General features: G+C 66.7%; 20 protein-coding genes. 6 read left to right on the top strand and 14 right to left on the bottom strand.

Features of this window, described 5'->3' with window-relative positions:
• Nucleotides 1-29 precede the first annotated feature (29 nt).
• Entirely contained in the window at nt 30-512 is a 483-nt protein-coding gene (locus MLJ35_RS05970) for a GNAT family N-acetyltransferase (RefSeq protein ID WP_243293514.1), read from the top strand.
• The gene (locus tag MLJ35_RS05965) at nt 512-1861 is read left to right on the top strand and encodes a CCA tRNA nucleotidyltransferase (RefSeq protein WP_243383555.1); all 1350 of its coding nucleotides are present in this window, start codon (nt 512-514) and stop codon (nt 1859-1861) included. Before MLJ35_RS05970 ends, MLJ35_RS05965 begins: the two co-directional genes overlap by 1 nt.
• Here the strand turns inward: MLJ35_RS05965 and ispF are convergent.
• Both ispF and MLJ35_RS05955 read right to left on the bottom strand, forming a co-directional pair.
• A complete protein-coding gene (gene ispF / locus MLJ35_RS05960) occupies nt 1858-2349 on the bottom strand; it encodes a 2-C-methyl-D-erythritol 2,4-cyclodiphosphate synthase (RefSeq protein ID WP_243383554.1) in 492 nt (163 codons plus the stop codon). The two genes, MLJ35_RS05965 and ispF, sit on opposite strands and share 4 nt — an antisense overlap.
• Nucleotides 2346-3875 (bottom strand): ATP-binding protein, encoded by a 1530-nt coding sequence (locus tag MLJ35_RS05955; RefSeq protein WP_243321652.1) that lies wholly within the window; start codon nt 3873-3875, stop codon nt 2346-2348. The genes ispF and MLJ35_RS05955 overlap by 4 nt, the downstream gene beginning before the upstream one ends.
• Before the next feature lie 111 nt (nt 3876-3986).
• Between MLJ35_RS05955 and ruvB the strand changes: the two genes are divergently transcribed.
• A complete protein-coding gene (gene ruvB / locus MLJ35_RS05950) occupies nt 3987-5000 on the top strand; it encodes a Holliday junction branch migration DNA helicase RuvB (RefSeq protein ID WP_243293518.1) in 1014 nt (337 codons plus the stop codon).
• A gap of 12 nt (nt 5001-5012) precedes the next feature.
• On the opposite strand, the gene MLJ35_RS05945 is transcribed toward ruvB, so the two are convergent.
• The 9 genes from MLJ35_RS05945 to kdpF all read right to left on the bottom strand — a co-directional run bounded on the left by MLJ35_RS05945 (nt 5013) and on the right by kdpF (nt 15464).
• Nucleotides 5013-5474 carry a bactofilin family protein gene (locus tag MLJ35_RS05945; protein WP_243321648.1) on the bottom strand — a complete coding sequence of 154 codons (462 nt, stop codon included), beginning with the start codon at nt 5472-5474 and terminating at the stop codon, nt 5013-5015.
• A 19-nt stretch (nt 5475-5493) separates the two neighbouring features.
• Nucleotides 5494-6471: a M23 family metallopeptidase gene (locus tag MLJ35_RS05940; RefSeq protein WP_243383553.1), complete on the bottom strand. Its 978-nt coding sequence runs from the start codon at nt 6469-6471 to the stop codon at nt 5494-5496.
• Between the two features lie 60 nt (nt 6472-6531).
• Nucleotides 6532-7392, bottom strand: coding sequence for a UbiA-like polyprenyltransferase (locus MLJ35_RS05935; protein WP_275976389.1), 861 nt, complete (start codon nt 7390-7392; stop codon nt 6532-6534).
• Nucleotides 7393-7587: 195 nt separating this feature from the next.
• Nucleotides 7588-8283, bottom strand: a complete 696-nt coding sequence (locus MLJ35_RS05930) for a response regulator (protein ID WP_243321643.1) — start codon at nt 8281-8283, stop codon at nt 7588-7590.
• Nucleotides 8280-10964 carry a sensor histidine kinase gene (locus MLJ35_RS05925; RefSeq protein WP_243383551.1) on the bottom strand — a complete coding sequence of 895 codons (2685 nt, stop codon included), beginning with the start codon at nt 10962-10964 and terminating at the stop codon, nt 8280-8282. Before MLJ35_RS05925 ends, MLJ35_RS05930 begins: the two co-directional genes overlap by 4 nt.
• 9 nt (nt 10965-10973) lie before the next feature.
• Nucleotides 10974-11585 (bottom strand): potassium-transporting ATPase subunit KdpC, encoded by a 612-nt coding sequence (kdpC, locus tag MLJ35_RS05920; RefSeq protein WP_243383550.1) that lies wholly within the window; start codon nt 11583-11585, stop codon nt 10974-10976.
• Between the two features lie 8 nt (nt 11586-11593).
• Nucleotides 11594-13672: a potassium-transporting ATPase subunit KdpB gene (gene kdpB / locus MLJ35_RS05915; protein WP_243383549.1), complete on the bottom strand. Its 2079-nt coding sequence runs from the start codon at nt 13670-13672 to the stop codon at nt 11594-11596.
• Nucleotides 13669-15375 carry a potassium-transporting ATPase subunit KdpA gene (kdpA, locus tag MLJ35_RS05910; protein WP_243383548.1) on the bottom strand — a complete coding sequence of 569 codons (1707 nt, stop codon included), beginning with the start codon at nt 15373-15375 and terminating at the stop codon, nt 13669-13671. The genes kdpB and kdpA overlap by 4 nt, the downstream gene beginning before the upstream one ends.
• Entirely contained in the window at nt 15372-15464 is a 93-nt protein-coding gene (gene kdpF, locus MLJ35_RS05905) for a K(+)-transporting ATPase subunit F (protein ID WP_243293527.1), read from the bottom strand. The genes kdpA and kdpF overlap by 4 nt, the downstream gene beginning before the upstream one ends.
• 447 nt (nt 15465-15911) lie before the next feature.
• Between kdpF and MLJ35_RS05900 the strand changes: the two genes are divergently transcribed.
• A complete protein-coding gene (locus MLJ35_RS05900) occupies nt 15912-17804 on the top strand; it encodes an APC family permease (RefSeq protein ID WP_243383547.1) in 1893 nt (630 codons plus the stop codon).
• Between the two features lie 56 nt (nt 17805-17860).
• Nucleotides 17861-18046: a Sec-independent protein translocase subunit TatA/TatB gene (locus MLJ35_RS05895; protein WP_420843027.1), complete on the top strand. Its 186-nt coding sequence runs from the start codon at nt 17861-17863 to the stop codon at nt 18044-18046.
• An 89-nt stretch (nt 18047-18135) separates the two neighbouring features.
• Here the strand turns inward: MLJ35_RS05895 and MLJ35_RS05890 are convergent, their stop codons facing one another.
• The 3 genes from MLJ35_RS05890 to MLJ35_RS05880 are packed head-to-tail and all read right to left on the bottom strand — an operon-like array spanning nt 18136 to nt 21564.
• Nucleotides 18136-18921 (bottom strand): succinate dehydrogenase/fumarate reductase iron-sulfur subunit, encoded by a 786-nt coding sequence (locus MLJ35_RS05890; protein ID WP_243383546.1) that lies wholly within the window; start codon nt 18919-18921, stop codon nt 18136-18138.
• 11 nt (nt 18922-18932) lie between these two features.
• On the bottom strand, nt 18933-20852 hold the full coding sequence (locus tag MLJ35_RS05885; RefSeq protein WP_243383545.1) for a fumarate reductase/succinate dehydrogenase flavoprotein subunit: 1920 nt from the start codon (nt 20850-20852) through the stop codon (nt 18933-18935).
• Nucleotides 20853-20868: 16 nt separating this feature from the next.
• On the bottom strand, nt 20869-21564 hold the full coding sequence (locus tag MLJ35_RS05880; protein ID WP_243383544.1) for a succinate dehydrogenase cytochrome b subunit: 696 nt from the start codon (nt 21562-21564) through the stop codon (nt 20869-20871).
• Between the two features lie 444 nt (nt 21565-22008).
• On the opposite strand from MLJ35_RS05880, the gene MLJ35_RS05875 reads away from it, so the two are divergent.
• Entirely contained in the window at nt 22009-24447 is a 2439-nt protein-coding gene (locus MLJ35_RS05875; RefSeq protein WP_243383543.1) for a sodium-translocating pyrophosphatase, read from the top strand.
• The last annotated feature ends 23 nt before the right edge of the window (nt 24448-24470 follow it).

Here is a 24470-nt window from a genome sequence, read left to right as displayed (position 1 = left end):
GTCGCGGTCCATCCGGTTAGCATAGACCCATGCTGAACCTGCGCCCTGCCGTTCCCTCCGACGCTCCGCTGATCCTGCAGTACATCCGCGAACTGGCGGACTACGAGCGGGAGCCGGAAGCGGCGGTCGCCACGGAGGCGGACATCCATCGGTACGCCTTTTCGGAGCACCCCCTGGTGAAGGTGACCATGGCGGAGTGGGACGGCCAGCCCGCAGGCTTCGCACTCTGGTTCCTGAACTTCAGCACCTGGGAAGGCAAGCCGGGCATCTACCTCGAGGACCTGTTCGTGCGGCCGGCCTTCCGGGGCAAGGGCATCGGCAAGGCTCTGCTCCAGCACCTGGCCGCGCTCGCCGTGAAGGAGGGCTGGACCCGCTTCGTCTGGCAGGTGCTGGACTGGAACACGCCGGCCATCGAGTTCTACGAGGCCCATGGCGCCAAGGTCATGCGGCCCTGGCTCACCTGCCGCGTGGAGGGCGAGGCCCTGGCCCGGCTGGCACAGGGCGCGGATTGATGTGGGCCCCGCTGCGCCGCCTCGAGGAGGCCCTGGGGCCCGAGGCGGAGCTGGTGGTGGTCGGCGGCGCTGTCCGCGATGAGCTGCTGGGCCGTCCCCACGCAGACTGGGATCTGGCGACCAAGCTGATGCCGAAGGCCGTGATGGACCGGGCCCGGGCCGCGGGCCTGAAGGCGATCCCAACGGGGCTGCAGCACGGGACGGTCACCGTGCTGCTGGAGGACCGGCCCATCGAGATCACCACGTTCCGGAGCGATGGGGATTATCTGGACGGGCGGCATCCCGAGACGGTGCGCTTGGGCGTCAGCCTGGAAGAGGACCTGTCCCGCCGCGACTTCACCATCAACGCCATGGCCCTTCCGGTGGGTGGTGGTGACCTGGTGGATCCCTTCGACGGCAGAGGCGACCTGGAGACGCGGACCCTCCGGGCCGTGGGCGATCCGCTTCGCCGCTTCGCCGAGGACGGCCTCCGCACCCTGCGGGCCTGCCGGTTCGCGGCCCAACTGGGCTTCGAGGTGGAGGCCGGGACCCTGGCGGCCATTCCCGAGCGGCTGGAAGTGGCCCGCAAGGTGGCCGCCGAGCGGGTTCTCGCGGAGCTCACCAAACTGCTCTGCGGGGCCGAGCCCCACCGGGGGCTGGACCTCCTGGCGAGGACGGGGCTGCTGGATCTCTGGCTGGTCGAGCTGCGTCCCATGATCGGCTGCGACCAGAACCGGCATCACCGATGGGATGTGTGGCGCCACACGCTGGAGGTGGCGCGGCTGGTTCCGGCCGAGCCTGGGCTGCGCTGGGCGGCCCTGCTGCACGATGCCGGCAAGCCCGGCGCCCGCACCCTCGGAGACAACGGTGAAGCCCGGTTCCATGGGCACGAGGCACGGTCCCTGGAGCTTGCGGGCGTCCTCCTGGAACGGCTCAAGGCCGCCCACGCGCTCCGGCGCGACGTCCTGGCCCTGGTCCGCCACCACGGCATCCATCCGACCTCGGATTGGGGCGACGCGGCCTGCCGGCGCTTCCTGCGGCGGCTCGAGGAGGACGGACTGACCCTGGCGCGCTGGGGGGCGTTCCGTCTGGCCGATCAACGGGGCAAGGGCCTGGAAGTGGAGGCCCGGGAACAGGAGCACGCCGCCATCCTGGCCCGCCTCGAAGCCATGGCCGCCGCGGCTCCACCCCTCTCGGTGAAGGCCCTGGCCCTGGACGGGGCGGAGCTCATGGCGCTGGCCGGACGCGGAGGCGGTCCCTGGCTGGGCGAGCTCCAGCGGGATCTGCTGGAGGCCGTGCTGGAGGACCCGTCGCTCAACACGCCGGACGCCCTCGCGGGCCTGGCCCACCGAAGGCTCGAAAAGCCCTAGCGCCTCTCGATCAGCACCACGGCCTGGGCCGCGAGACCTTCGCCCCGCCCCGTGAAGCCCAGCTTCTCCGTGGTGGTGGCCTTCACGTTCAGGGCCTCGCTGTGGATGCCCAGCAGGGGGGCGATGCGATCGCGCATGCCCTGGCGGTGGGGGCCAATCTTGGGCCGTTCGCCGATGAGGCAGACATCGGCGTTCACCACCCGCCATCCCCGCTCGGCGAGATCGCCCATCACACGCTCCAGCAGTCCCGCCGAGTCGGCGCCCCGATAGGTAAGATCCGTGTCGGGGAAATGCTGGCCGATGTCGCCCAGGCCCGCGGCACCCAGGAGCGCGTCCATGAGGGCGTGCAGCATGACGTCCGCGTCGCTGTGACCCGCCAAGCCGCGGTCGTGTGGGATGTGGCAGCCCATGAGCATCAGCGGGCGGCCTTCCTCAGGCGCTGCGAACCGGTGGACATCAAACCCCATGCCTGTGCGGAAGGCGTTCATACCCGCTCTGCTCCCAGGTTGCGGTGCTCCCCCGTGGACTCGTCCGGCAGCCGGTGGTCCTCCGTGATGGGATGGTCCGGCAGGAGGATGATGACCTCGGTCCCCTGGCCCTCCTCGCTGAGGAACTCCAGGGTGCCCCCGTGCTCCTCGACGATCTTCTTCACGGTGGCCATGCCGAGGCCCGTCCCCCTCTTCTTCCCGTAGCTGAAGAACGGCTCGAAGATCCGCTTGACCACGCGCTTGGGGATGCCACGGCCCTGATCCTTCACCCGGATCTGAACCCCGCCCGTGGTCTGGATCCAGTTCACGAGGATCTCGCCGGTCATGCCGACGGTGGCGTCCATGGCGTTGGCCAGGAGGTTCTCCATGACCCGGGTGAACCGGGCGGGATCCAGTTTGATCAGGCATGGGGGGCCTTCAGCCTGGAGGGTCACGCCCATCTCGGCGGCGCGGGGCACCAGGGGTTCGATGACGGCCTCCAGGAAGGGGCGCAGATCCACCGTCTCCCTCCGGGGCTCCCGCACCTTGGCGAAATCGAGCACGTCCTGGCTCAGGTGCGTGAGGCGATCCACGCATTCCAGGATCTTGCGGCAGTGGTGGCGGACCTTGGTGTCCTCGGTGGACAGCTCCAGCAGGTCTGCGTGGCCGCGAAGCACGAAGAGGCCGTTCTTGAAGTCATGGACGATGGAGCTAGCCACCTGTCCCACGGTGGCGAGCACGTGGCTGCGCAGGTTCTCCTCGGACAGCCTCGAACGCTCGATGGCGATGGCGCAGAGCGAGACGATGGCCTCGAAGGTCGGCCGGTCCGGCGGCTCGATGATGGGGCGGCGGCTGTCGAGGTAGACCACGCCGATGCGCCGCCCCTGGAGCAGCAGGGGGAGGCAGAGGATGGTCTTCAGCTCCAACCGCTGGATCGAGTGCTGGCTGAGCAGCTGGCCATCCTCGGCGACGTTGAGGATCCAGATGGGGTCTCCCGTCTCGAACACCTTGTGGACGCTGGACATGGACAGCTGGATCTGGCCCTCAAGTTCCTGGCCCAGGTTGCGCTGGACCCGGCAGGCCAACTCGCCATCCTCCAGGAGCATGAGGAAGCCCCGATCCGTTCCGGAGATGCTGAGGAGGCGGTCCAGGGACTGCTCGAGCATGTCCTCGAGATCCGACTCCTGGGCCAGGAGTTGGGCGGCATCGAGGATGGCCTGGAGGTGGATCTCCGAACTGCTGTGGTCCGTGCGGACCAGGGTCAGCGTGTAGGCGCTGTCCGCCAGGAGCAGGGGGGTCCCGGGTTCCCAGGCCTGGCGTCCGGTCAACGGCTGGCCCATGTAAAAGCTGCCATGGGTGGTCTTGAGATCCTCGACCCACCAGGTGTCGTCCTGCAGTTCCAGGCGCAAATGATTGCGGCTGATCATGTTGTCGGACAGCACCACATCGCAGAGGCTCTGCCGTCCCACGGTGACGGAGCGGGCAAGGGGCACGGAACGCTCGAACCCGTGCCGGTCTCGAATCAGGAGCTGGTAGCGCTGGGCCACGGCATCTCCCGGGCAGGCTTCATGGGATAAAGGGGGGCTTAGGACTGCGATCCCAAGATTATCCGGCCATCGGCTGGACACAAGTGGAAGTCCCGTGAGGGAATAGAAGTCATGCACCGGCATCCCGACCTCGATCCCTCCACGAACCTGGAGGACCCCGTTGAATACTCGCTGAGGCCCCAACGCCTCCAGGAATATATCGGCCAGGCCAAGGTGAAAGCCCGGTTGGAGATCGCCCTCCAGGCGGCTTCCAAGCGTGGGGAGGTGATGGACCATGTGCTCCTCTTCGGCCCGCCGGGGCTGGGCAAGACCACCCTCGCGCACGTGCTCGCCAACGAGATGGGCGCGCCCTGCAAGGTCATCCAGGCCCCGGCGCTGGAGAAGAAGGGGGACCTGGCGGCCATCCTCACGAACCTGGAAGCCGGGGAGTTCCTCTTCATCGACGAGGTCCACCGGCTGTCGGCGCCCATCGAGGAGATGCTCTATTCGGCCATGGAGGACCGCAAGCTGGACATCCTCATCGGCCAGGGTCCCAGCGCCCAGACTCTGAAAGTGGATCTGCGGCCCTTCACCCTGGTGGGCGCCACCACGCGCGCCGGCCTCATCTCGAAACCCCTGCACGACCGCTTCGGCATGGTCCATCGCCTGGAGTTCTACACCCGGGCCGACCTGGCCATCATCGCCCGCCGGTCGGCGGACCTCCTGGGCATCCACCTGGCCCCGGAGGGCGCCGAGGCCATCGCCCGCCGGAGCCGGGGGACGCCGCGCATCTGCAATCGCCTGCTCCGGCGCTGCCGGGACTACGCCGAGGTGAAGGGAGACGGGACCATCACCGTGGAATCCGCCGAGGCCTGCCTGAAGCTCCACGAGGTGGACGACCTGGGCCTGGACGGCCTGGACCGGGAGTACCTCCAGGCCATCTGCCACAAGCACCGGGGCGGTCCCGTGGGCCTGAGGACTCTGGCCGCGGCCCTGGGCGAGGATGAAGGGGCGCTCGAGGATCTGGTGGAGCCCTACCTCATGCAGGTGGGCTTCCTGGATCGCACGCCCCAAGGCAGGAAGGCTACCGACGCAGCCTACGCCTACCTGGGGGTGAAGTCCGATCCGGGGCCGCTGTTCCGCTGATCGTTCCGCTGATCAGAACTTGGCGTCGATCGTGTCCTGGGCCTGCGACCCGGTGGAGGACATGGCGAGCGTTCCGCCCTTGGCGGCATTCGCCAGCTCCAGGGTGCGGGTCTGGTCCCGGCGGACGCAGACGCCCTGGAGGGTGCCACCCTCGTCAACGACCAGGGAGCCGACCTCGACATCCCCCTCCACGTAGCCCGTGCCATGGATCTCCAGGCACTCGGTGATCTTCATGGTCCCTTCCGCGCGGCCGGTCACCACGAGATGCTTGGCGTAGATGGTCCCCTTCACCATGCCGCCCGGGGCGATGGAGATCTCGCCGGTGGATTGGATGATCCCCTCCACGGTGCCTTCGATGCGCAGGCTCTGGGAGCCCGTGTGGATCTCTCCGGTGAGAACCACGTCCTTGCCGAGGATCGAGTGGATGGCGGGGGCGGAATCGGGCTTGGGCTTGTTGGTGCGGAATACGGCCATGGGTTGCTCCTTCGGGGGGTCAGGACGATTTGCGCAGCGCCCGGATCCACTGGCGCTGGAGACGCAGGTAAGGCTGGGGATTCGTGGGCTTGCCGTTCAGCCGCACTTCGTAATGGAGATGGACCCCGGTGGCGTTCCCCGAGCGTCCCATCGTGCCCAGGATATCCCCGCGGGACACTTTCTGCCCGGCCTTGACGTTCACATGATTCATGTGGGCGTACAAGGTTTCCTGCTCGTTGTTGTGCCGCACCCGGACGCCCCAGCCGTAGCGGTCCATCCAGCCGGCTTCTTCCACCTCGCCATCAGCGGTGACCTGGATCGGCGTGTCGAGGGCGTTGCTGATGTCGATGCCCGTGTGGTAGCCCAGCAGGCCATCCCCCTCCTCGTTGGGTCGGGAGAACGGGTTGACGCGCACCCCGAACCCCGAGCTGAGGTAGCCGGCCGTGGGCGGGATGGAGGGCGTGTGGGCCCAGGCCCGGAGGACCGGCTCCATCCTGGCTCGGATGACGGCCGCCTGCTTGGTGGTGTAGTCGAGGTCCTGCTTGAGGCGGGACAACTTCTCCTGGGTTCCGGGAGGCGGCGGGGCGGCGGGCTGCACGGGCTGTCCGGGGGGCGGAGGCAGGGGCGAGGCGGTGGAGGCCTTCGGGTCCAGGAGCTTCAGCAGTTCCGTCTGCTGCTGCCGGAGGGTCGTCACCTCGGCCTCGAGGGCCTGGGCCTGATCCAGGGAGGACCGGAGCTGCTCCTGCTGCTCCACCGTCTCCTTCTGCAGCCGGCTGAAGCTCATGATCTTCTTGGTGGCCCAGAATCCGTAGCCGGAACCGATCATCGCCAGGGCTGAAAAACCGGCCACCAGGCCGATCCCCCAGAGCATCATCCGGCGGGTGAGGGACCAGCGGAGGGTGCGATGGCTGAAGACGACCATCACAGTGAGCCACCCCACGGGATCGGGGCGGCTGGAGCGCACGGCGAGTCGGCGTTCGGGCTGGTGAGTGGACATGGCTTCTCAGCATACCTGGGAATCCGCGATCGATCGACTCGCCTTCTTACAACGAAGGATCTAGACCGGCGCCAGAAGCGAGCGTGATAGCCACCACTCCAAGGCGTGGGCGAGGAAAAACACGAGTCCCACAAGGCTGTTCAACGTGAAGAAAGCCTGGTCGATGCGGGACAGGTCGCCGCCCCGGACCAGCCACTGCTCCTTCGCGAGCATGACCGCCACGGTGGCCCATCCGGCCCAGGAAATCAGGTGGCTGCCCATGTGGAGGTTGAACATGGCCCACGCCGCCAGCGCCACGAGGTGGAAGGCGCGAGAGAGGGCCAGGGCCCCGCCGGTGCCCAGCCTGACGGGCATGGAATGCAGCCCCTTGTCGCGGTCATAGCCCTGGTCCTGGAGGGAATAGAGGATGTCGAAGCCTGCGGTCCAGGCGAGGACCCCCCCGGAAAGCCACAAGGCCGGGGCCTCGATGCGTCCTGACACGGCGATCCAGGCCCCCAGAGGCGCCCCGGAGAGGGACAACCCCAGCACCACGTGGGCCCAGGACGTGAAGCGCTTGCAGAGGGAGTAACCCAGGATGATCACGAGGGCCAGCGGCGAGAGGGCCCAGGTGAGGGGTCCCAGGGCGCCGGCCGCCAGGCCGAAGAGGACGATGCCCGCCCCCATCAGGAGCATGGCGCCCGCCCGGGAGACCCGGCCTGCGGGCAGGGCCCGGCCGGCGGTGCGGGGATTCTCCGCGTCCACGTCCACGTCCACCAGGCGGTTGAAGGTCATGGCGGCTGTGCGCGCCCCCACCATGGCCGCGAGGATCCACAGGATGGTCCGCAACGGGGGGATCCCCTGGGCCGCCCCCAGCGCCCCCAGGAACGCGAAGGGCAGGGCGAAGACCGTGTGCTCGAACTTGATCATGTCGAGCAGTTCCATCAAGTGCCTGAAGGAGGAACCGCCTCGCCCAGCCGATGGCTCGGCCGGCTGTGCAGAAGGCTTCCCAGCCTCCGGCTCGGGCAGGTCCGTTCCAGTCGGGTCGGGTCCGGTGGGCTGTTCAGGGGGGAGCGTCGTGCTGTCCATTGAAGACATGATCCAGCGAATCGAGGCCGTTGTCTTGGGGGGGCAGTTCGCCTAATCCTCCGTCCGCAGCCGGTAACCCACGCCAGGCTCGGTCTGGAGGTAGCGGGGGCGGGAGGGATCCTCCTCCAGCTTGTGCCGGAGCTGAGCCATATAGACACGGAGGTAGAGGGGCTGGGCTCCGGCCACGCCGCCCCAGACCTCCTTCAGGAGCTGCCGGTGGGTAACCACCCTCCCTGCATGCCGGATCAGGGTGGTGAAGAGCCTGTATTCGAGCGGGGTGAGGTGGACTTCCTGGCCCGCCACCAGGACTTGGCGCCGGGCCAGGTCCACGCGCCAGCGCCCGAGGGTGAACAGCGGGTCTTCCACCGCCCCGGGGTCCGCATGGCGGAGCGCCACCCGGATGCGGGCCAGGAGCTCGCCGGTGCCGAAGGGTTTGGTGAGGTAGTCGTCCGCGCCCACGTCCAGGGCGCCGATCTTGTCCGTCTCCCGCCCCCGGGCGGAGATGACGATGACCGGGGTGCGGCTCCACTCCCGCAGCCGGGTCATGAGGTCCAGGCCATCCATGTCGGGGAGGCCCAGGTCCAGCAGGATCACGTCCGGCCGGTGCTGCACGGCCAGGGCAAGGCCCTCCCGGCCCGAAGCGGCCTCCAGGTAGCGATAGCCGCCGCCCTCCAGGGCCACCCGGAGGAACCGGCGCATCTGGGGTTCGTCCTCCACCAGGAGGACCTGCAAGGCCTCGGGAGTCATGGACCCTCCTCGGGCATGGGTGGAGGCGTGCCCAGGGGGAGGCTCACGAGGAACTGCGCGCCGCCTTGGGGATGGTTGACCGCCTGGATCCGACCCCCGTGGGCCGCCACGATGCCCTTGCAGATGGCCAACCCCAGTCCCGCGCCAGGATGGCCCACGGCGGCGTCACCCCGGGCCAGTTTCTCAAAGATCCGCACTTCCTCTCCGGGAGCGATCCCGGGGCCCCGGTCTGTCACGGACAGAGTGAGGGACTTCCCCGCAGCCCAGGCCTTGATGTCCACCTGGGAACCCGGCGGCGAATACTTCAGTGCGTTGTCGAGGAGGTTCACCAGCACCTGCTCCATGAGGACGGGATCCATGGCCACCAGCGGCAGATCATCGGGCAGGTGGGCTTTCACTCGCGCAGACTCCGCGCCCAGCTCGCGTCGATCCAGGGCGGCGCCCACCACCTCCTCCACAGGGATCCACTCGGTGCGGAGCTCCAGGGCCCCGGCCTCGAGGCGCGTGATGTCCAGCAGGTTGCTCACCAGGCGATGCAGCCGCTGAGCCTCCTCCTGGGCCGAAGCCAGGAGGTCGCGTCGGGTGGCGTCCGAGAGGTCGGGCGTCTCCAGGACCGTGCTCACGGCGCCGGTGATGACGCCCAGCGGCGTCCGCAGGTCGTGGGACACGGAGCTGAGCAGGGCGTTCCGCAGGCGCTCCTCCTCGGCCCGCTGGCGGTCCGCAGCGCTCTGCTCGGCCAGGAGGGCGCGCTCCAGGGCGAGAGCGGTCTGGGTCGCGAAGGCCTCCAGCAGCTGGCGCTGGTCCGGTTCCACCCACCGGGGGGCACCCTCCGGGAGCACACCCATCACGCCCATGGGGCCCCTCGACCCTTTGAGCGGCAGGTAGGTGGCGCGGGCTCCGGGGAGGGTATGCGTGCCGAGTCCGGCCGGCTCACCATGCTCGAAGACCCACTGGGCCACACCTCGTTCCTGGTCGTTCAGCGGGAAGGCGAAGTGATGGGCCGGCGCCTCCAGGTTTCCGGAACCGTCCGGCAGCAACACCACCGCCCGACTCTGGAACTGGGCCGCGACATTCTGGATCGCGGCGGCCACCAGGGCCGCGGAGCCCGCGCTGCGGGTCAGTTCCTGCCCCAGTCGGAAGAGGGCCTGCGTCCGTTGTTCCCGGCCTCGGGCCAGGCGGGCCTGGGCCCGGATCCGCTCGGTGAGATTGCCGATGACCACTCCCACCAGAAGCATCACGGAGAAGGTGCCCACGTGGCGGAAGTCGGATACCACGAAGGTGAAGTAGGGGGGCACGAAGATGAAATCGAAGGCTGCCACGCTCAGGACCGAAGCCAGCAGCGAGGGGCCGCGGCCGAACCGGGTGGCGACCACCAGGATTCCCAGCAGGTAGACCATCACGATGTCCGCCAGCTCGGTGCGCCGGAAGACCAGACCGGCGACGGCCGTCGCGAGGGCCACCGTGATGAGGCTGAAGAGGTAGTTCCGCAGGGGGCTCGTGATGCGGGGACGGAGGGCCGATGGGCCCGCCTGTTCCGCCGTCTCGCCCGTGATGACGTAGATGTCGATGTTCCCGCTGTGGCGAATGAGGTCATCCACCGGTGAACCGGCGAAGGCATCGAGCCATCTCGGGCGCGAAGGCTTTCCAACTACGATTTTGGTAATGTTGCGGTCCTGGGCGAAGGCGAGGATGTCCTCGTCCATCCGGCCGCCGCCTTCAATGACAACCGTTTCCCCACCGAGCTTCTCGGCCAGCCTGAGATTCTCCTCGACGCGATTCCGCTCTTCCTCGCTGAATTTGAAGTGTCGAGGTGATTCGATGTAGAGGGCCATCCATGAGGCCCCCAGGGACCCTGCCATGCGGCGTGTGGCGCGGATGAGACGCTGGGAGAGCCCGTCCGGACCGACACAGACCAGGAGCCGGTCACCGGCAGCCCAGGTCTTCCGGATACCCTCGGACTCCATGTACCGTCGCATCTGGGCGTCGACGCTCTCCGCCGTGTGGCGCAAGGCCAACTCGCGAAGGGCTAGAAGGTTGCCTTTGCGGAAGAAGTGCTCGCGGGCATGACGGGCTTGCTCTGGAAGATAGACCTTGCCCTCCTTGAGCCTGACGAGCAGATCCTCCGGGGCCAGGTCCACCAGCTCGACTTCGTCCGCCCGTTCCATGACGGTGTCCGGAACGTTCTCTCGAACCGTGACGCCGGTGATCTGGGCGATGACGTCCTTGATGCTTTCCAGGTGCTGGACGTTCATCGTGGTGTATACGTCGATGCCCGCGTCCAGCAGTTCCATGACGTCCTGCCAACGCTTGGCGTGGCGGGACCCCATCACGTTGGTGTGAGCCAGCTCGTCCACCAGAATCAGCGCCGGCCGGCGGGCCAGGGCGGCGTCGAGGTCGAACTCAGGAAAGAACTGACCGGCGTAGGCCAGTTCCTTTCTGGGCAGCATCTCCAGCCCCTCCGTCAGGGCGGCCGTCTCGCTCCGGCCATGGGTCTCGACGACTCCGATGACCAGGTCGGCACCCTCAGCTCTCCGCTCCCGGGCCTCGGACAGCATGGCGTAGGTTTTGCCGACACCCGGGGCCGCGCCAAAGAAGATCTTGAGCTTCGCCCGATTCTCCCGGGCTTCCTCCGCCTGGACCTTGCGGAGCAGGGCATCAGGGTCAGGGCGTGGGAGGGCCATGCCCCTACGCTATCGGGATTTCTGGTTGTTTGCCCCAAACTGGTCATCAAGGGCCAGGTTGAGTTTCAGGACGTTTACCCGGGGCTCGCCCAGGACGCCCCATTGCGGGCCTTCGACATGGGCGGCCACGAGGTCGCGTACCCTGGCCTCGTCCAGCGCTCTCGCCAAGGCCACCCGGTGAGCCTGGAAGAACGCGGAAGCCGGGCTGATGTGTGGATCCAGCCCGCTGCCCGAGGCGGTGACGAGGTCCACGGGAACGGGACCGGTGGCCTCCGGGTCCGCGGCCCGGAGAGTGGTGATCCGATCCAGGACGGCCTTACGGAGATCCGGGTTGCTGGGCGCCAAGTTGGACCCGCCGCTGTTGGCACCGTTGTAGGGCAGGGGCCTGCCTTGGGTGTCGACAGTGGCGGAAGGGCGGCCCCAGAAGTCGCGCGGGGCCGTGAAGGACTGGCCGATCCACTCGGAGCCGATCACCTGGCCATCCCTCCGGATTAGGCTCCCTTCGGCCTGATGGGGGAAGAGCGCCCCGGCCATCCCGGTGACGCCCAGCGGGTAGGCAAGGCCGGTGAGGGCGGACAGTGCGAAGAAGGCGACGAGGGCTGGGCGGAGCTGGAAGTTCATGGAGTCTCCTACGCAGCGAGGTGAAGGGCGACCAGCAGCCAGTCGATGGCCTTGATGCCGATGAAGGGCACCACCAGGCCGCCGGCCCCGTAGAGCAGAAGGTTCCGCTGCAGCAGCTGGGCCGCGCCCACGGGTCGGTACGTCACGCCGCGAAGCGCCAGGGGGATGAGCGCCACGATGATGAGGGCGTTGAAGATCACCGCCGAGAGGATGGCGCTCTCGGGGCTGTGGAGCCGCATGACGTTGAGTGCGCCCAGGGCAGGGTAGGTGGCCACGAAGGCCGCAGGCAGGATGGCGAAGTACTTGGCCACGTCGTTGGCGATGCTGAAGGTGGCCAGCGAACCGCGGGTCATGAGCATCTGCTTGCCGATCTCCACGATCTCGATGAGCTTGGTGGGATTGGAGTCCAGATCCACCATGTTCCCGGCCTCTTTCGCGGCCTGGGTGCCGCTGTTCATGGCCACGGCCACATCGGCCTGAGCCAGGGCCGGGGCGTCGTTGGTGCCATCCCCGGTCATGGCCACCAGCCGCCCAGCGGCCTGGTATTCGCGGATGAGCTTCAGCTTCGCCTCCGGTGTGGCCTGGGCGAGGAAATCGTCCACCCCTGCCTCCGCGGCGATGGCGGCGGCGGTGAGGGGGTTGTCGCCGGTGATCATCACCGTCTTGATGCCCATGTCCCGCAGTTCCGCAAAGCGCTCCTTGATGCCGCCCTTCACGATGTCCTTGAGCTGGATGACGCCCAAGGCATGCGATCCTTCGGCCACCACGAGCGGCGTGCCGCCGGCCATGGAGATCTGGTCGACGGTGCGACGCAGGTCGTCCGGAAACGACCCGCCATGGGTCTGGACGTAGGCCTCGATGGCCGAGGCGGCACCCTTGCGGATCTGGCGCGTGCCGAGGTTTACGCCACTCATGCGGGTTTGTGCGGTGAAGGGCACGAAATGGGCGTCCAGGGCGTGGAGGTCCCGCTCGCGGAGGCCGTGCTGTTCCTTGGCCAGCACCACGATGCTGCGCCCTTCCGGGGTCTCATCGGCCAGCGAGGAGAGCTGGGCCGCATCCGCCAGCCGCTTCAGGTCCACGCCATCGGCGGGCAGGAAGGCCACGGCCTGCCGGTTGCCCAGGGTGATGGTGCCGGTCTTGTCCAGCAACAGCACATCCACATCGCCCGCAGCCTCTACGGCCCGCCCGGACGTGGCGATGACATTGGCCTGGATCATGCGGTCCATGCCCGCGATGCCGATGGCGCTGAGCAGGCCGCCGATGGTGGTGGGAATGAGGCAGACGAGCAGCGAGACCAGCACGGTCAGCGTCACGGGATGCCCCTGTCCGGCGGCCTTGGTGGAGAAGACGGAGTAGGGCATCAGGGTGGCGGTGGCCAGCAGGAAGATGAGGGTGAGCCCAGCCAGGAGGATGTCGAGGGCGATCTCGTTGGGCGTCTTCTGGCGCTTGGCGCCCTCCACCATGGCGATCATGCGGTCCAGGAAACTCTCGCCTGGGTCCGACGAGATGCGGATCACCAGCCAGTCGGAGAGCACGAGGGTTCCCCCGGTGACGGCGGAGCGATCGCCGCCGCTCTCCCGGATGACCGGGGCGCTCTCGCCTGTGATGGCGCTTTCATTAACCGAAGCCACGCCTTCGATGGCTTCTCCATCACCGGGGATGGTCTCGCCCGCTTCCACGAGCACGAGATCGTTGACGCGCAGGGCCGGCGCATCGACCACCTCGTGCGGCCCCGTCCTGTCGGACCCGAGCAGGCGCCTGGCCTTCACGTCCCGCTTGGACCGGCGCAGGGAATCCGCCTGGGCCTTGCCCCGACCCTCCGCCATGGCTTCGGCGAAATTCGCGAAGAGGAGGGTGAACCAGAGCCAGAGGGAGATGGCCAGGATGAAGCCGGGGCGTCCCTCTCCGCGGCCCGTCAGGGCCTGGATCCAGAGGCCCGTGGCGAAGGCACTGCAGATCCACACCGTGAACATCACGGGGTTGCGGAGCTGGTGGAGGGGGCTCAGCTTCCGGAAGGCATCCAGCACGGCGCGCCGCGTGATGGCGGGTTCGAAGAGGGGCCTGTCCTGCCGTGAGTGGGAGGTCATCGGATGCTCCTCAGGGTCAGGTGTTCGGCAACCGGCCCCAGGGCCAGGGCAGGAATGAAGGTGAGGGCACCCACCAGGAGCACCACCCCGATGAGCACGCCGACGAAGAGCGGGGTGTGGGTGGGCAGGGTGCCCAGGCCCTCAGGTGTGTGCTTCTTCTTCACCAGGGAGCCGGCGAGGGCCAGCACGGGCCAGATCACGCCGAAGCGGCCCAGGAGCATGGCGATGGCCAGACCGTTGTTGTAGAAGGGCGTGTTGGCGTTGAGTCCGGCGAAGGCACTGCCGTTGTTGTTGGAGGCGCTGCTCCAGGCGTAGAGGATCTGGCTGAAGCCGTGGGGTCCGGGATTGCTCACGGAGGCCACGGCCGCCGGAACGAGCACAGAGATGGCCGTCCCGATCAGCACGGCGGCGCAAGGCAGGAGGATGGCGATGGAGGCCATCTTCATCTCGAAGGCCTCCACCTTCTTGCCCAGGTATTCGGGGGTTCGGCCCACCATGAGGCCGCCGACGAATACGGCGACCAGGGCGAACATGAGCATGCCGTAGAGCCCCGATCCGACGCCGCCGAAGACCACCTCGCCCAGCTGCATGAGCCACAGGGGGACCAGGCCTCCCAGGGGTGTGAAGGAGTCATGCGTGGCGTTCACGGAGCCGTTGGAGGCTGCCGTTGTCGCAGTGGCCCACAGGGCAGATCCGCCGGGCCCGAACCGCAGCTCCTTGCCCTCCATGTTCCCGCCCGGCTGATCGAGGCTAGCCACCTGGGTCATCCCCAGGCCGTCCAGGGCGGGGTTGCCCTTCACCTCGGCCTGCGTGCAGACGGCCAGGGCCCCGACGAACATCACGGTCATGGCCGCCAGCAACGCCCAGCCCTGGCGGCGATCCTTCACCATGTGCCCGAAGGTCACGCAGAGGGCCGCGGGGATGAGGAGGATGCTCAGCATCTGGACGAAATTCGAGAGCGGCGAGCTGTTCTCGAAAGGATGGGCGGCGTTGGCACCGAAGAACCCGCCTCCGTTGGTACCGATCATCTTGATCGCGACCTGGGAGGCCGCGGGCCCCATGGCGAGCACCTGCCCCCCTGCCGTGTGGAGGTAGGCCGACAGGTTCTGGATGACGCCCTGGGAGACGAGGAAGAGAGCCAGAACGAAGGACAGGGGCAGGAGGATGTAGAGGGTGCTGCGCACCAGATCCACCCAGGCATTCCCGAGGCCCGTGGCGCTGCGGCGAGTGATGCCCCGGACCAGCGCCGCCAGCACCGCGATGCCGGTGGCGGCCGAGAGGAAGTTCTGGACTGTCAGGCCCAGCATTTGGGTGAGGTAGCTCAGCGTCGCTTCACCGCCGTAGGCCTGCCAGTTGGTGTTGGTGATGAAGCTCACGGCCGTGTTCAAGGAAAGGCCTGTCGCCACATTGCCCTGATGCTCAGGATTGAGAGGCAGGGTCGCCTGGGTCCTCATCAGGAGGAACACAGCCGCCAGGCCGAGAAGCTTGATGAGGGTGATGGACCAGGCATAGGCTTTCCAACCCATGTCCTCGTCTTCGTGGGTGCCCATCAGGCGATAGAGGCCTCGTTCGAGGGGCCATAGGATCGGGTGAAGGAAGGTTCGCCCACCCTCCAGGACCCTGGCCATGTGGGTTCCCAGGGGATAGGCCAGGCTCAGGAGCAAGGCCAGGTAAAGCAGATTCTGGGACCAGGCATGGCTCATTGGAACGTCTCCGGCTTCAGCAGAGCGAAGGTGAGGTAGCCCAGAAGGCCCAGGGCCAGGAGAGAGGCCAGCAGGAGAGTGAGGTTCATCGGAGCATTCCTTCCCGGGGTTGGATCTGGGCGATCAACCAGAAGAAGAAGGGAAGAAGCATCAGGATCAGCATCCACCAGCCGCTGGCGCGTCCGCCCTCCCCCTCGCTCCAGAGTGCGCGCGCGGCCCGGAGGCCCAGCCAGGCTGCCAACGCGGCGAATGGGAAGAACCATGGCATCACGAGGTGCACAGAGACTCCTGCGGGCGGCCTGGTCCGTGGGGGGGCACCCGGTCTGACAGCATGGTTCGAGCCCCGTTAAGACGCTGTTAGGAGTTGAGGCGGACCGATCGAGGTGTCGTCGGGGCAGGCGTTCCAGGCTGGATTCCTAACGCATTCTTAACGCCGTTCCTGGCCATTCTTGTCGGTTGGCCAGACCCCGGAGCAGGCGGACCGGGTCGGTCTCATCGTCATCCTGTCTGGACCCGCCATCCCAGGAACCCCGGTCATGCCCAATTACAGAACCCTTCTCCTGGGCCGGCGTCTGGCCAACGAGGAAAGCCACGAGACCCGGATCAGCAATCCCATCGCCCTGGCGGTGTTCAGCTCGGACGCGCTATCGTCCGTGGCCTATGGCACCCAGGAGATCATGGCGCCCCTCACGGCGGCCGTGGCCGTGTTTGGGGCCGGTGTGTTGGGCTGGTCCTGGTGGGTGGCCCTCGGCATCGTGGCTCTGCTGCTGGTCCTCAATGTGAGTTACCGGCAGACGATTCATGCCTACCCCAGCGGCGGCGGCGCCTACCTGGTGGCCAAGGACAACCTGGGCGAGGTCGCCGCCCAGACAGCCGGCGCCTCGCTACTGATCGACTACATCCTGACCGTGGCCGTGTCCGTTTCGGCCGGCGTCTCGGCCATCGTCTCGGCCTTCCCGGGGCTGGAACCCCATCGCATCTTCCTCGCCGAGGGCATCATCGCCTTCATCGCGCTCATGAACCTGCGGGGCGTGAAGGAGAGCGGCCTTGTCTTCTCGCTGCCGACCTACGGCTTCGTGGTCTGCATCGTGGGCCTGCTGGCCAAGGGCTTCTGGAACGTGGCCATGGGTCACGACGTGGCCACCGCCCACGTCGCGACCACCCACCTGGAAGGCACCTCCCGGCTGGCGGCGGTGTGGCTGCTGGCCCGGGCCTACAGCGCGGGCTGCACCGCCCTGACCGGCGTGGAGGCCATCAGCAATGGCGTCACGGCCTTCAAGGATCCAGTGTCGCGCAATGCGTCGAAGACCATGACCGGCATGGTGGCGCTCCTCGGGACGATGTTCCTGGGGATCACCTACCTGACGAACCACTACGGCCTGACCTACCACCCGGATGCCCCGGAAACCCTGCTGTCCCAGCTCACCCGGCTCATCCTGGGCGGTGCGGAGCATGGACTCCCGAAGCTCGTGTACCTCGCCACCACGGGCTTCACCATGGCCATCCTGGCTCTGGCGGCCAACACGGCCTACGCGGATTTCCCCCGGCTGGCGGCGCTCCATGCCCGCGACGGATTCCTCCCCCGCCAGTTCACGAGCCAAGGGGACCGCCTGGTCTTCTCCAACGGGATCTTCATCCTGTCCCTGGCGGCGGGGTTCCTGGTCCTGCTCTTCGGGGCGAAGGAGGACCACCTGCTGCCGCTGTACGCCGTGGGCGTGTTCCTGGGGTTCACCATCAGCCAGACGGGTATGGTGCTTCGGTGGTTCCGCCTGAAAGGGAAGGGCTGGCAGGCGAAGGCGCTGGTCAACGGGCTGGGGGCGGCCACCACGTCTGTCGTCATGCTGGTCATCGCCATCACCCGGTTCGCCCACGGCGCCTGGATCGTCATCGTGCTCGTGCCGCTGATGGTCGTGACCTTCTTCAACATCCACCGGCACTACATCCGGGTCAAATCCATCCTCGCGGCCAGCCGGGTGGACTTCCTCGGGCCCCGCCGCAACCGTGTAGTCGTGCTGGTCTCCGGGATCCACGCCGGCGTGGTGCAGGCCCTGAACTACGCGAAGGTCATCGCCGGACATGGGGAGGTGGAGGCCCTGACCATCGACTTTCCCGACGAGCACGGCCGGGACAGCGCAGCCCTTGAGAAGCTTCGCTCAGACTGGCCGCGGTATTGCGAGGGAATTCCCCTCCGGTCCATCCGCAGCCCCTACCGGAAGATCGTCGAGCCCATCGTGAACGAGCTGGACCGCATGCGGCAGGTGGAGCCGGAGTACACCACCACAGTCATCCTGCCCGAATTCGTCACCGGGCACTGGTGGGCGAACCTGCTGCACAACCAGACGGCCTGGCGGATCAAGGGCACCCTGCTCCTGAAGCCCAAGACCATCGTGATCTCCATCCCCTATCACGTGGAACCGCTGATGGAGTAGGCCTCGGGCCCGGCCCTGGGTATTTCCCCGCGGGTGCCAGAACCGACATTTGAAACATCCAAGGATCGCTGGAGGACGCCAGGGGAAACCTTGGGCCAAGGGAAATCCTGCTGATCGGCGTCGCGCTGCTGATCTTCTTCGGGCCATCAAGGCTCCCCGAGCTGGGGAAGAGCCTCGGGAAGGGCATCCAGGCGTTCAAGAAGGCCAGGCGTGAGCTGAGGACTCCGTCAAGGAGGACCTGACGGACGACAAGGTGGAGAAGTAGGCCAGAACCGGGGCATTAAAAAAGCGCCCGGCTGGGCCGGGCGCTTTTCCTGGGGTCCGTGCGGGTTCAGCCCACGCCGCCGCCCGCGGTGGCGGGACGGTAGGTGAGGCTGGCCTTGATGAAGTCGCGGTTCATGCGCGCGATGTTCTCCATCTTGATGCCCTTGGGGCAGGCGGCTTCGCACTCGCCGTGGTTGGTGCAGGTGCCGAACTCCTCGGCGTCCATCTGGGCGATCATGTCGCGGACGCGGAGGTGGCGCTCGGGCTGGCCCTGGGGCAGGTGGCCCAGGTGACTGATCTTCGCCGAGACGAAGAGCATGGCGCTGGCGTTGGGGCAGGCGGCCACGCAGGCGCCGCAACCGATGCAGGCGGCGGCATCCATGGAGAGGTCGGCGCTCTGCTTGGGGATGGGCAGGGCGTTGGCGTCCTGGGGCGAGCCGGTGGGCACGCTGATGAAGCCGCCGGCCGCGATGATGCGGTCGAAGGCGCCGCGGTCGACCATCAGGTCCTTGATGACCGGGAAGGCTTCGGCGCGCCAGGGCTCGAGGGTGATGCTGTCCCCGTCCTTGAAGCTGCGCATGTGCAGCTGGCAGGTGGTGGTGCGCTCGCGGGGGCCGTGGGGGCGCCCGTTGATCACCATGCTGCAGGTGCCACAAATGCCCTCGCGGCAGTCGTGGTCGAAGGTGATGGGTTCCTCACCCTTGCGGATGAGGCCTTCGTTCACGACGTCGAGCATTTCCAGGAAGGACATGTCGGGGCTGATGTCCGCGGCGGGGTATTCGACGAACTTGCCGTCGCACTTGGCATTCTTTTGCCGCCACACGTGGAGGGTGAGATTGAGGTTCTTGGTCATGGCTCAGGTCCTCACTTGTAGCTGCGGGTCGCGAGGTGGACGTTCTCGAAGGTGAGCTGCTCGGTGTGACGCACCGGAGCCTGTCCTTCGCCCTTGTACTCCCAGGCGGCCACATGGGCGAAGTTCTCGTCGTCGCGGAGGGCCTCCCCTTCCTCGGTCTGCCACTCCTCGCGGAAGTGGCCGCCACAGGACTCGCGGCGCTCGAGGGCGTCCAGGCACATCAGCTCGCCGATCTCCAGGAAGTCGGCCACGCGGCCGGCGGCTTCGAGGGACTGGTTCACGTCGTTCCCGGTTCCGGGAATGCGGAGGTTCTTCCAGAACTCCTCGCGGATCTGCGGAATGAGTTCCAGGGCCTTCTTGAGCCCGGCCTCATTGCGGCCCATGCCGCACATCTCCCACATGACCTTGCCCAGTTCGCGGTGGAAGTGGGTCGGGGTCTCCTTCCCGCCGATGGACATGAGCTTGTCCGTGCGATCGGTGACCGCCTGCTCCGCGGCCTTCACGGCGGGATCGTCGGCCTTGATGCGGGTGCCGGGCTTGATGCCGGCCAGGTAGCCGCCGATGGTGTAGGGGATCACGAAGTAGCCGTCCGCCAGGCCCTGCATGAGCGCCGAGGCGCCCAGGCGGTTCGCGCCGTGGTCCGAGAAGTTGGCCTCGCCCAGCACGAAGAGGCCGGGAATGGTGCTCATGAGGTTGTAGTCCACCCACAGGCCGCCCATGGTGTAGTGGCTGGCCGGGAAGATGCGCATGGGCGTCTGGTAGGGGTTCTCGTCCGTGATGCGCTCATACATCTCGAAGAGGTTGCCGTACTTCTCTTCGATCTTGGCGGCGCCCAGGCGCTTGATGGCATCGCTGAAGTCCAGGTAGACGCCCAGGCGGGTGGGACCGACACCGCGGCCCTCGTCGCAGACCTGCTTGGCGGCGCGGCTGGAGACGTCGCGGGGAGCGAGGTTGCCGAAGGAGGGGTACTTGCGCTCCAGGTAGTAGTCGCGGTCCTCCTCGGGGATCTGGGAGGCGGGCTTGCCGCAGTCCTCCTTGCGCTTGGGCACCCAGATGCGGCCGTCGTTGCGCAGCGACTCGGACATGAGCGTGAGCTTGCTCTGATGGTCGCCGGTCACGGGGATGCAGGTGGGATGGATCTGGGTGAAGCAGGGGTTCGCGAAGGCGGCCCCCTTCTTGTAGGCGCGCCAGACGGCCGTGCCGTTGCAGCCCTTGGCGTTGGTGGACAGGTAGAACACGTTGCCGTAGCCGCCTGTCGCGAGGCAGACCGCATCCGCGACGTGGGAGGTGACCTCGCCGGTCACCATGTCGCGCACAACGATGCCCTTGGCCACGCCGTCCACCACGATCACTTCCAGCATTTCGTGGCGGGAGAACATCTTCACCTTGCCCAGCCCGATCTGCCGCTCCAGGGCCTGGTAGGCGCCGATGAGCAGCTGCTGGCCGGTCTGCCCGCGGGCGTAGAAGGTACGGCTCACCTGGGCGCCGCCGAAGGAGCGGTTGTCCAGCAGGCCGCCGTATTCCCGGGCGAAGGGGACGCCCTGGGCCACGCACTGGTCGATGATGTTGTTGCTGACCTCGGCCAGGCGATGCACGTTGGCCTCGCGGGCGCGGAAGTCGCCGCCCTTCACCGTGTCATAGAACAGGCGGTACACGCTGTCGCCGTCATTCTGGTAGTTCTTGGCGGCGTTGATGCCGCCTTGGGCCGCGATGGAGTGGGCGCGGCGGGGGCTGTCCTGATAGCAGAAGCACTCGACCTCATAGCCGAGCTCGGCCAGGGAGGCCGCGGCGGCGCCGCCGGCCAGGCCGGAGCCCACCACGAGCACCTTGTACTTGCGCTTGTTGGCCGGGTTCACGAGCTTGAGGTCAAACTTGTGCTTTTCCCATTTCTTGTCGATGGGGCCGTCTGGGATTCGGGAATTGAGTTCCATGGAGCGCTCCCTGGGATCAGTGGATGAAGCCGGTCAGGACGGCGATGGGATAGGAGATATTCACGCCCACCACGAGGACAGTCAGGCCGGTGGCGAAGGTGCGCCGCAGGCTGTCGTAGCGGGGATGGGCCAGGCCGAAGCTCTGGGTGCAGCTCCACACGCCGTGCCACATGTGCAGGCCCAGGCAGAGCTGGGCCACGATGTAGAAGGCGGCCGCGGCGGGAACTTTGAAGCCGTTCACGAAGTTGGCGTAGGGGTTCGCGTGGTCGAAGTTTGGATGGACGGTGCCGGTGGTGAGGTGCAGGAGGTGGTAGACGATGAACACGGCAAGGATGACGCCGCTCCAGCGCATGGTGCGGGAAGCCCAGGTGGAAGCGATGTTCTTCTGGTTCCGGTAGCCGACGGGACGGGCGGCCATGTTGTCCAGCGTGAGGGTCGTGGCGGCCCAGATGTGGAGACCGACCGCGGTGAGCAGCACGGCGCGGAACACCCAGATGCCCATGCCGTGGATCATGGTGTGCAGGAACTCGGCGTAGTGGTTCATCGCCTCGGCACCCATGTAGGACGTCAGGTTGCCCAGCATGTGGACCGTGACGAACCCGAAGAGGATGACGCCGGTGGCCGCCATGACGACCTTGCGGCCGACCGACGAGGCCAGGAAGCCGTGGCCGCGTGCTTCCGCGCCCGCGATGCTCTGTTCAGCAACGGACATAGGGTGACTCCTTTGAAAAACGGGGAGGTGGGTCGGAGCGCCCGCGTCTGGCGGCGGGGCCCTCTTTCAATGGCGAGGCCATATCTGACCCGATTATCTTCGGACGATCCTCGATTCCCAAGTGCTAATGCTGGAGCAAGGCAAGCTGTGACAATGGGCATCGTCCAGTCCCACCCTGATGGGACCTTGGTTTGGAGGGCGGCCTGAAGTCTTGCGTTTGCAATCCGCCGTCCGCTAAAATCAAGCCCGATCTAGACACGATCTTTGGTGGATCGCCCCCGCGTGGGGCTCGTGCAGCTTCCGCACAGGCCACCATGTCCGTCCTGCTTCCAGCCGATTCAGCTTTCCATTCTCCCTCTCCTTAACCCATCTGGAGGAACAACCATGGCGACGATGAAACGTCTCCTTGACTCTCTGGCCTCGACCAGACTTTTCAAGGGGGGGATGACGGCGCTCTTCGCCCTTCTGCTTTCCACCCCGGCTTTCGCGGGCGGTGAGGCGGAACTGAAGATCCCCGCGCTGCAGGGCAGCTTCATGGGCATGACGGGCCACAACCTGCTGCTCATCGGCCTCTTCATCTGCCTGCTCGGCATCGGGTTCGGCCTGGTGCAGTACTCCCAGATCCGCAACCTCCCGGTCCACAAGTCCATGCTCGAGATCTCCGAGCTGATCTATGAGACCTGCAAGACCTACCTGATGACCCAGATCAAGTTCATCGCGATCCTCTGGTCCTTCATCGCGGTGATCATGGTCGCCTACTTCCGGTTCCTGGCCCACCCGGCCATGAGCTGGCCGCAGGTGATCGTGGTCCTCCTGTTCTCGATCGTCGGCATCCTCGGCTCGGTGGCGGTGGCCTGGTTTGGCATCCGCATCAACACCTTCGCCAACTCCCGCACAGCCTTCGCCAGCCTGGGCGGCAAGCCCTTCCCCACCATGGCCATTCCGCTCAAGGCCGGCATGTCCATCGGCATGCTGCTCATCTCGGTGGAGCTGGTCCTCATGCTGGCCATCCTGCTCTTCATCCCCGGTGATGCCGCCGGCCCGTGCTTCATCGGCTTCGCCATCGGCGAGTCCCTGGGCGCCGCCGCTCTCCGCATCGCGGGCGGCATCTTCACCAAGATCGCCGACATCGGCTCCGACCTCATGAAGATCGTCTTCAAGATCAAGGAAGACGACGCGCGCAACCCCGGCGTCATCGCCGACTGCACCGGTGACAACGCGGGTGATTCCGTCGGCCCCACGGCGGATGGCTTCGAGACCTACGGCGTCACCGGCGTCGCGCTCATCACCTTCATCCTGCTCGCCGTCAACCCCACCACCGCCGGACCCAACTACCAGGCCATCCAGGTGGCACTGCTGGTGTGGATCTTCGTCATGCGCGTGGGCATGATCGTGACTTCCGCCGTCTCCTACTGGATCAACGGCATCATTGCCAAGGCCACGTATGGCGAGTCCAAGAAGTTCAACTTCGAGCACCCGCTGACTTCCCTTGTCTGGCTCACCTCGATCCTGTCGATCGTCATGACCTATGTCCTGTCCTTCCTGCTGATCAGCCATCTTCCAGACGGCATTCTCGGTGGGGGCATGTGGTGGAAGCTTTCCACGATCATCACCTGCGGCACCCTGGCCGGTGCGCTGATTCCCGAGCTCGTGAAGGTCTTCACCTCCACCAATTCCGGCCACGTGAGGGAGGTCGTCACGGCCTCCAAGGAAGGCGGCGCCTCGCTCAACATCATCAGTGGCTTGGTGGCGGGCTATTTCTCCGCCTACTGGATGGGCCTCACGATCGTCGTCCTCATGGGCGCGGCCTACTACGTGTCCACCTTCGGCCTGGGCGCCTTCATGGCCGCCCCCGCCATCTTCGCCTTCGGCCTCGTGGCTTTCGGCTTCCTGGGCATGGGCCCCGTGACCATCGCCGTGGATTCCTACGGCCCCGTGACCGACAACGCCCAGTCCGTCTATGAGCTCTCCACCATCGAGACGCTTCCTGGCATCGAGGCGGAGATCCAGAAGGACTTCGGCTTCAAGCCCGACTTCGAGGAAGCCAAGATGTACCTCGAGGAGAACGATGGCGCCGGCAACACGTTCAAGGCCACTGCCAAGCCTGTGCTCATCGGCACTGCCGTGGTGGGCGCCACCACCCTGATCTTCTCGATCATCCAGGTGCTGTCCGCGAAGTACGGCTCCGTCCTGCCGAACCTGCCGGGCCAGATGGCGGTCCAGGAGGGTTTGTCCCTGCTGAACCCACTCTTCCTGCTGGGCCTCATCACCGGCGGCGCGGTGATCTTCTGGTTCTCTGGCGCGGCCTGCCAGGCCGTGGCCACGGGCGCCTACCGCGCGGTGGAATTCATCAAGCAGAACATCAACCTGGATGCCGGCGCCGAGAAGGCCTCGGTGGAGGACTCCAAGAAGGTCGTGGAGATCTGCACCCAGTACGCCCAGAAGGGCATGTTCAACATCTTCCTGGCCGTGTTCTTCTCCACGCTGGCCTTCGCCTGCGTGAACCACTACTTCTTCATCGGCTACCTGATCTCCATCGCCGTCTTCGGCCTCTACCAGGCCATCTTCATGGCCAACGCCGGCGGCGCCTGGGACAACGCGAAGAAGCTGGTGGAAACCGAACTGAAGGCCAAGGGGACCGAGCTCCACGACGCCTGCGTCGTGGGTGACACCGTGGGCGATCCCTTCAAGGACACCTCCTCGGTGGCCATGAACCCGGTCATCAAGTTCACGACCCTCTTCGGCCTCCTGGCCGTGGAACTGGCCATCACCCTCAACCCCGCCACGGCCCACGTCGCCGCCCTGATCTTCTTCATGATCTCGGCCGTGTTCGTGTGGCGCTCCTTCTACGGCATGCGCATCCCCGCCGTGGACGCGAAGTAGGACATCTGCCGACTAGGTGGACG

Origin of the sequence: Geothrix alkalitolerans (genome assembly GCF_022808885.1) — a bacterium.
In the GTDB taxonomy this organism is placed as follows: domain Bacteria; phylum Acidobacteriota; class Holophagae; order Holophagales; family Holophagaceae; genus Geothrix; species Geothrix alkalitolerans.
Note: the sequence above shows the minus strand (reverse complement) of the source record. Positions and strands in the feature narration are given on the sequence as shown.

What these genes read in the sequence shown, in the direction of transcription:
- MLJ35_RS05925 (WP_243383551.1), bottom strand. Translation starts at nt 10,964, where the DNA reads ATGGCCCTCCCACGCCCTGACCCTGATGCCCTGCTCCGCAAGGTCCAG.
- MLJ35_RS05965 (WP_243383555.1), top strand. Translation starts at nt 512, where the DNA reads ATGTGGGCCCCGCTGCGCCGCCTCGAGGAGGCCCTGGGGCCCGAGGCG.
- kdpC (WP_243383550.1), bottom strand. Translation starts at nt 11,585, where the DNA reads ATGAACTTCCAGCTCCGCCCAGCCCTCGTCGCCTTCTTCGCACTGTCC.
- MLJ35_RS05890 (WP_243383546.1), bottom strand. Translation starts at nt 18,921, where the DNA reads ATGACCAAGAACCTCAATCTCACCCTCCACGTGTGGCGGCAAAAGAAT.
- MLJ35_RS05945 (WP_243321648.1), bottom strand. Translation starts at nt 5,474, where the DNA reads ATGGCCGTATTCCGCACCAACAAGCCCAAGCCCGATTCCGCCCCCGCC.
- MLJ35_RS05900 (WP_243383547.1), top strand. Translation starts at nt 15,912, where the DNA reads ATGCCCAATTACAGAACCCTTCTCCTGGGCCGGCGTCTGGCCAACGAG.
- ispF (WP_243383554.1), bottom strand. Translation starts at nt 2,349, where the DNA reads ATGAACGCCTTCCGCACAGGCATGGGGTTTGATGTCCACCGGTTCGCA.
- kdpB (WP_243383549.1), bottom strand. Translation starts at nt 13,672, where the DNA reads ATGACCTCCCACTCACGGCAGGACAGGCCCCTCTTCGAACCCGCCATC.
- MLJ35_RS05970 (WP_243293514.1), top strand. Translation starts at nt 30, where the DNA reads ATGCTGAACCTGCGCCCTGCCGTTCCCTCCGACGCTCCGCTGATCCTG.
- MLJ35_RS05880 (WP_243383544.1), bottom strand. Translation starts at nt 21,564, where the DNA reads ATGTCCGTTGCTGAACAGAGCATCGCGGGCGCGGAAGCACGCGGCCAC.
- MLJ35_RS05940 (WP_243383553.1), bottom strand. Translation starts at nt 6,471, where the DNA reads ATGTCCACTCACCAGCCCGAACGCCGACTCGCCGTGCGCTCCAGCCGC.
- kdpA (WP_243383548.1), bottom strand. Translation starts at nt 15,375, where the DNA reads ATGAGCCATGCCTGGTCCCAGAATCTGCTTTACCTGGCCTTGCTCCTG.
- MLJ35_RS05930 (WP_243321643.1), bottom strand. Translation starts at nt 8,283, where the DNA reads ATGACTCCCGAGGCCTTGCAGGTCCTCCTGGTGGAGGACGAACCCCAG.
- MLJ35_RS05885 (WP_243383545.1), bottom strand. Translation starts at nt 20,852, where the DNA reads ATGGAACTCAATTCCCGAATCCCAGACGGCCCCATCGACAAGAAATGG.
- ruvB (WP_243293518.1), top strand. Translation starts at nt 3,987, where the DNA reads ATGCACCGGCATCCCGACCTCGATCCCTCCACGAACCTGGAGGACCCC.
- MLJ35_RS05875 (WP_243383543.1), top strand. Translation starts at nt 22,009, where the DNA reads ATGACGGCGCTCTTCGCCCTTCTGCTTTCCACCCCGGCTTTCGCGGGC.
- MLJ35_RS05935 (WP_275976389.1), bottom strand. Translation starts at nt 7,392, where the DNA reads ATGGAACTGCTCGACATGATCAAGTTCGAGCACACGGTCTTCGCCCTG.
- kdpF (WP_243293527.1), bottom strand. Translation starts at nt 15,464, where the DNA reads ATGAACCTCACTCTCCTGCTGGCCTCTCTCCTGGCCCTGGGCCTTCTG.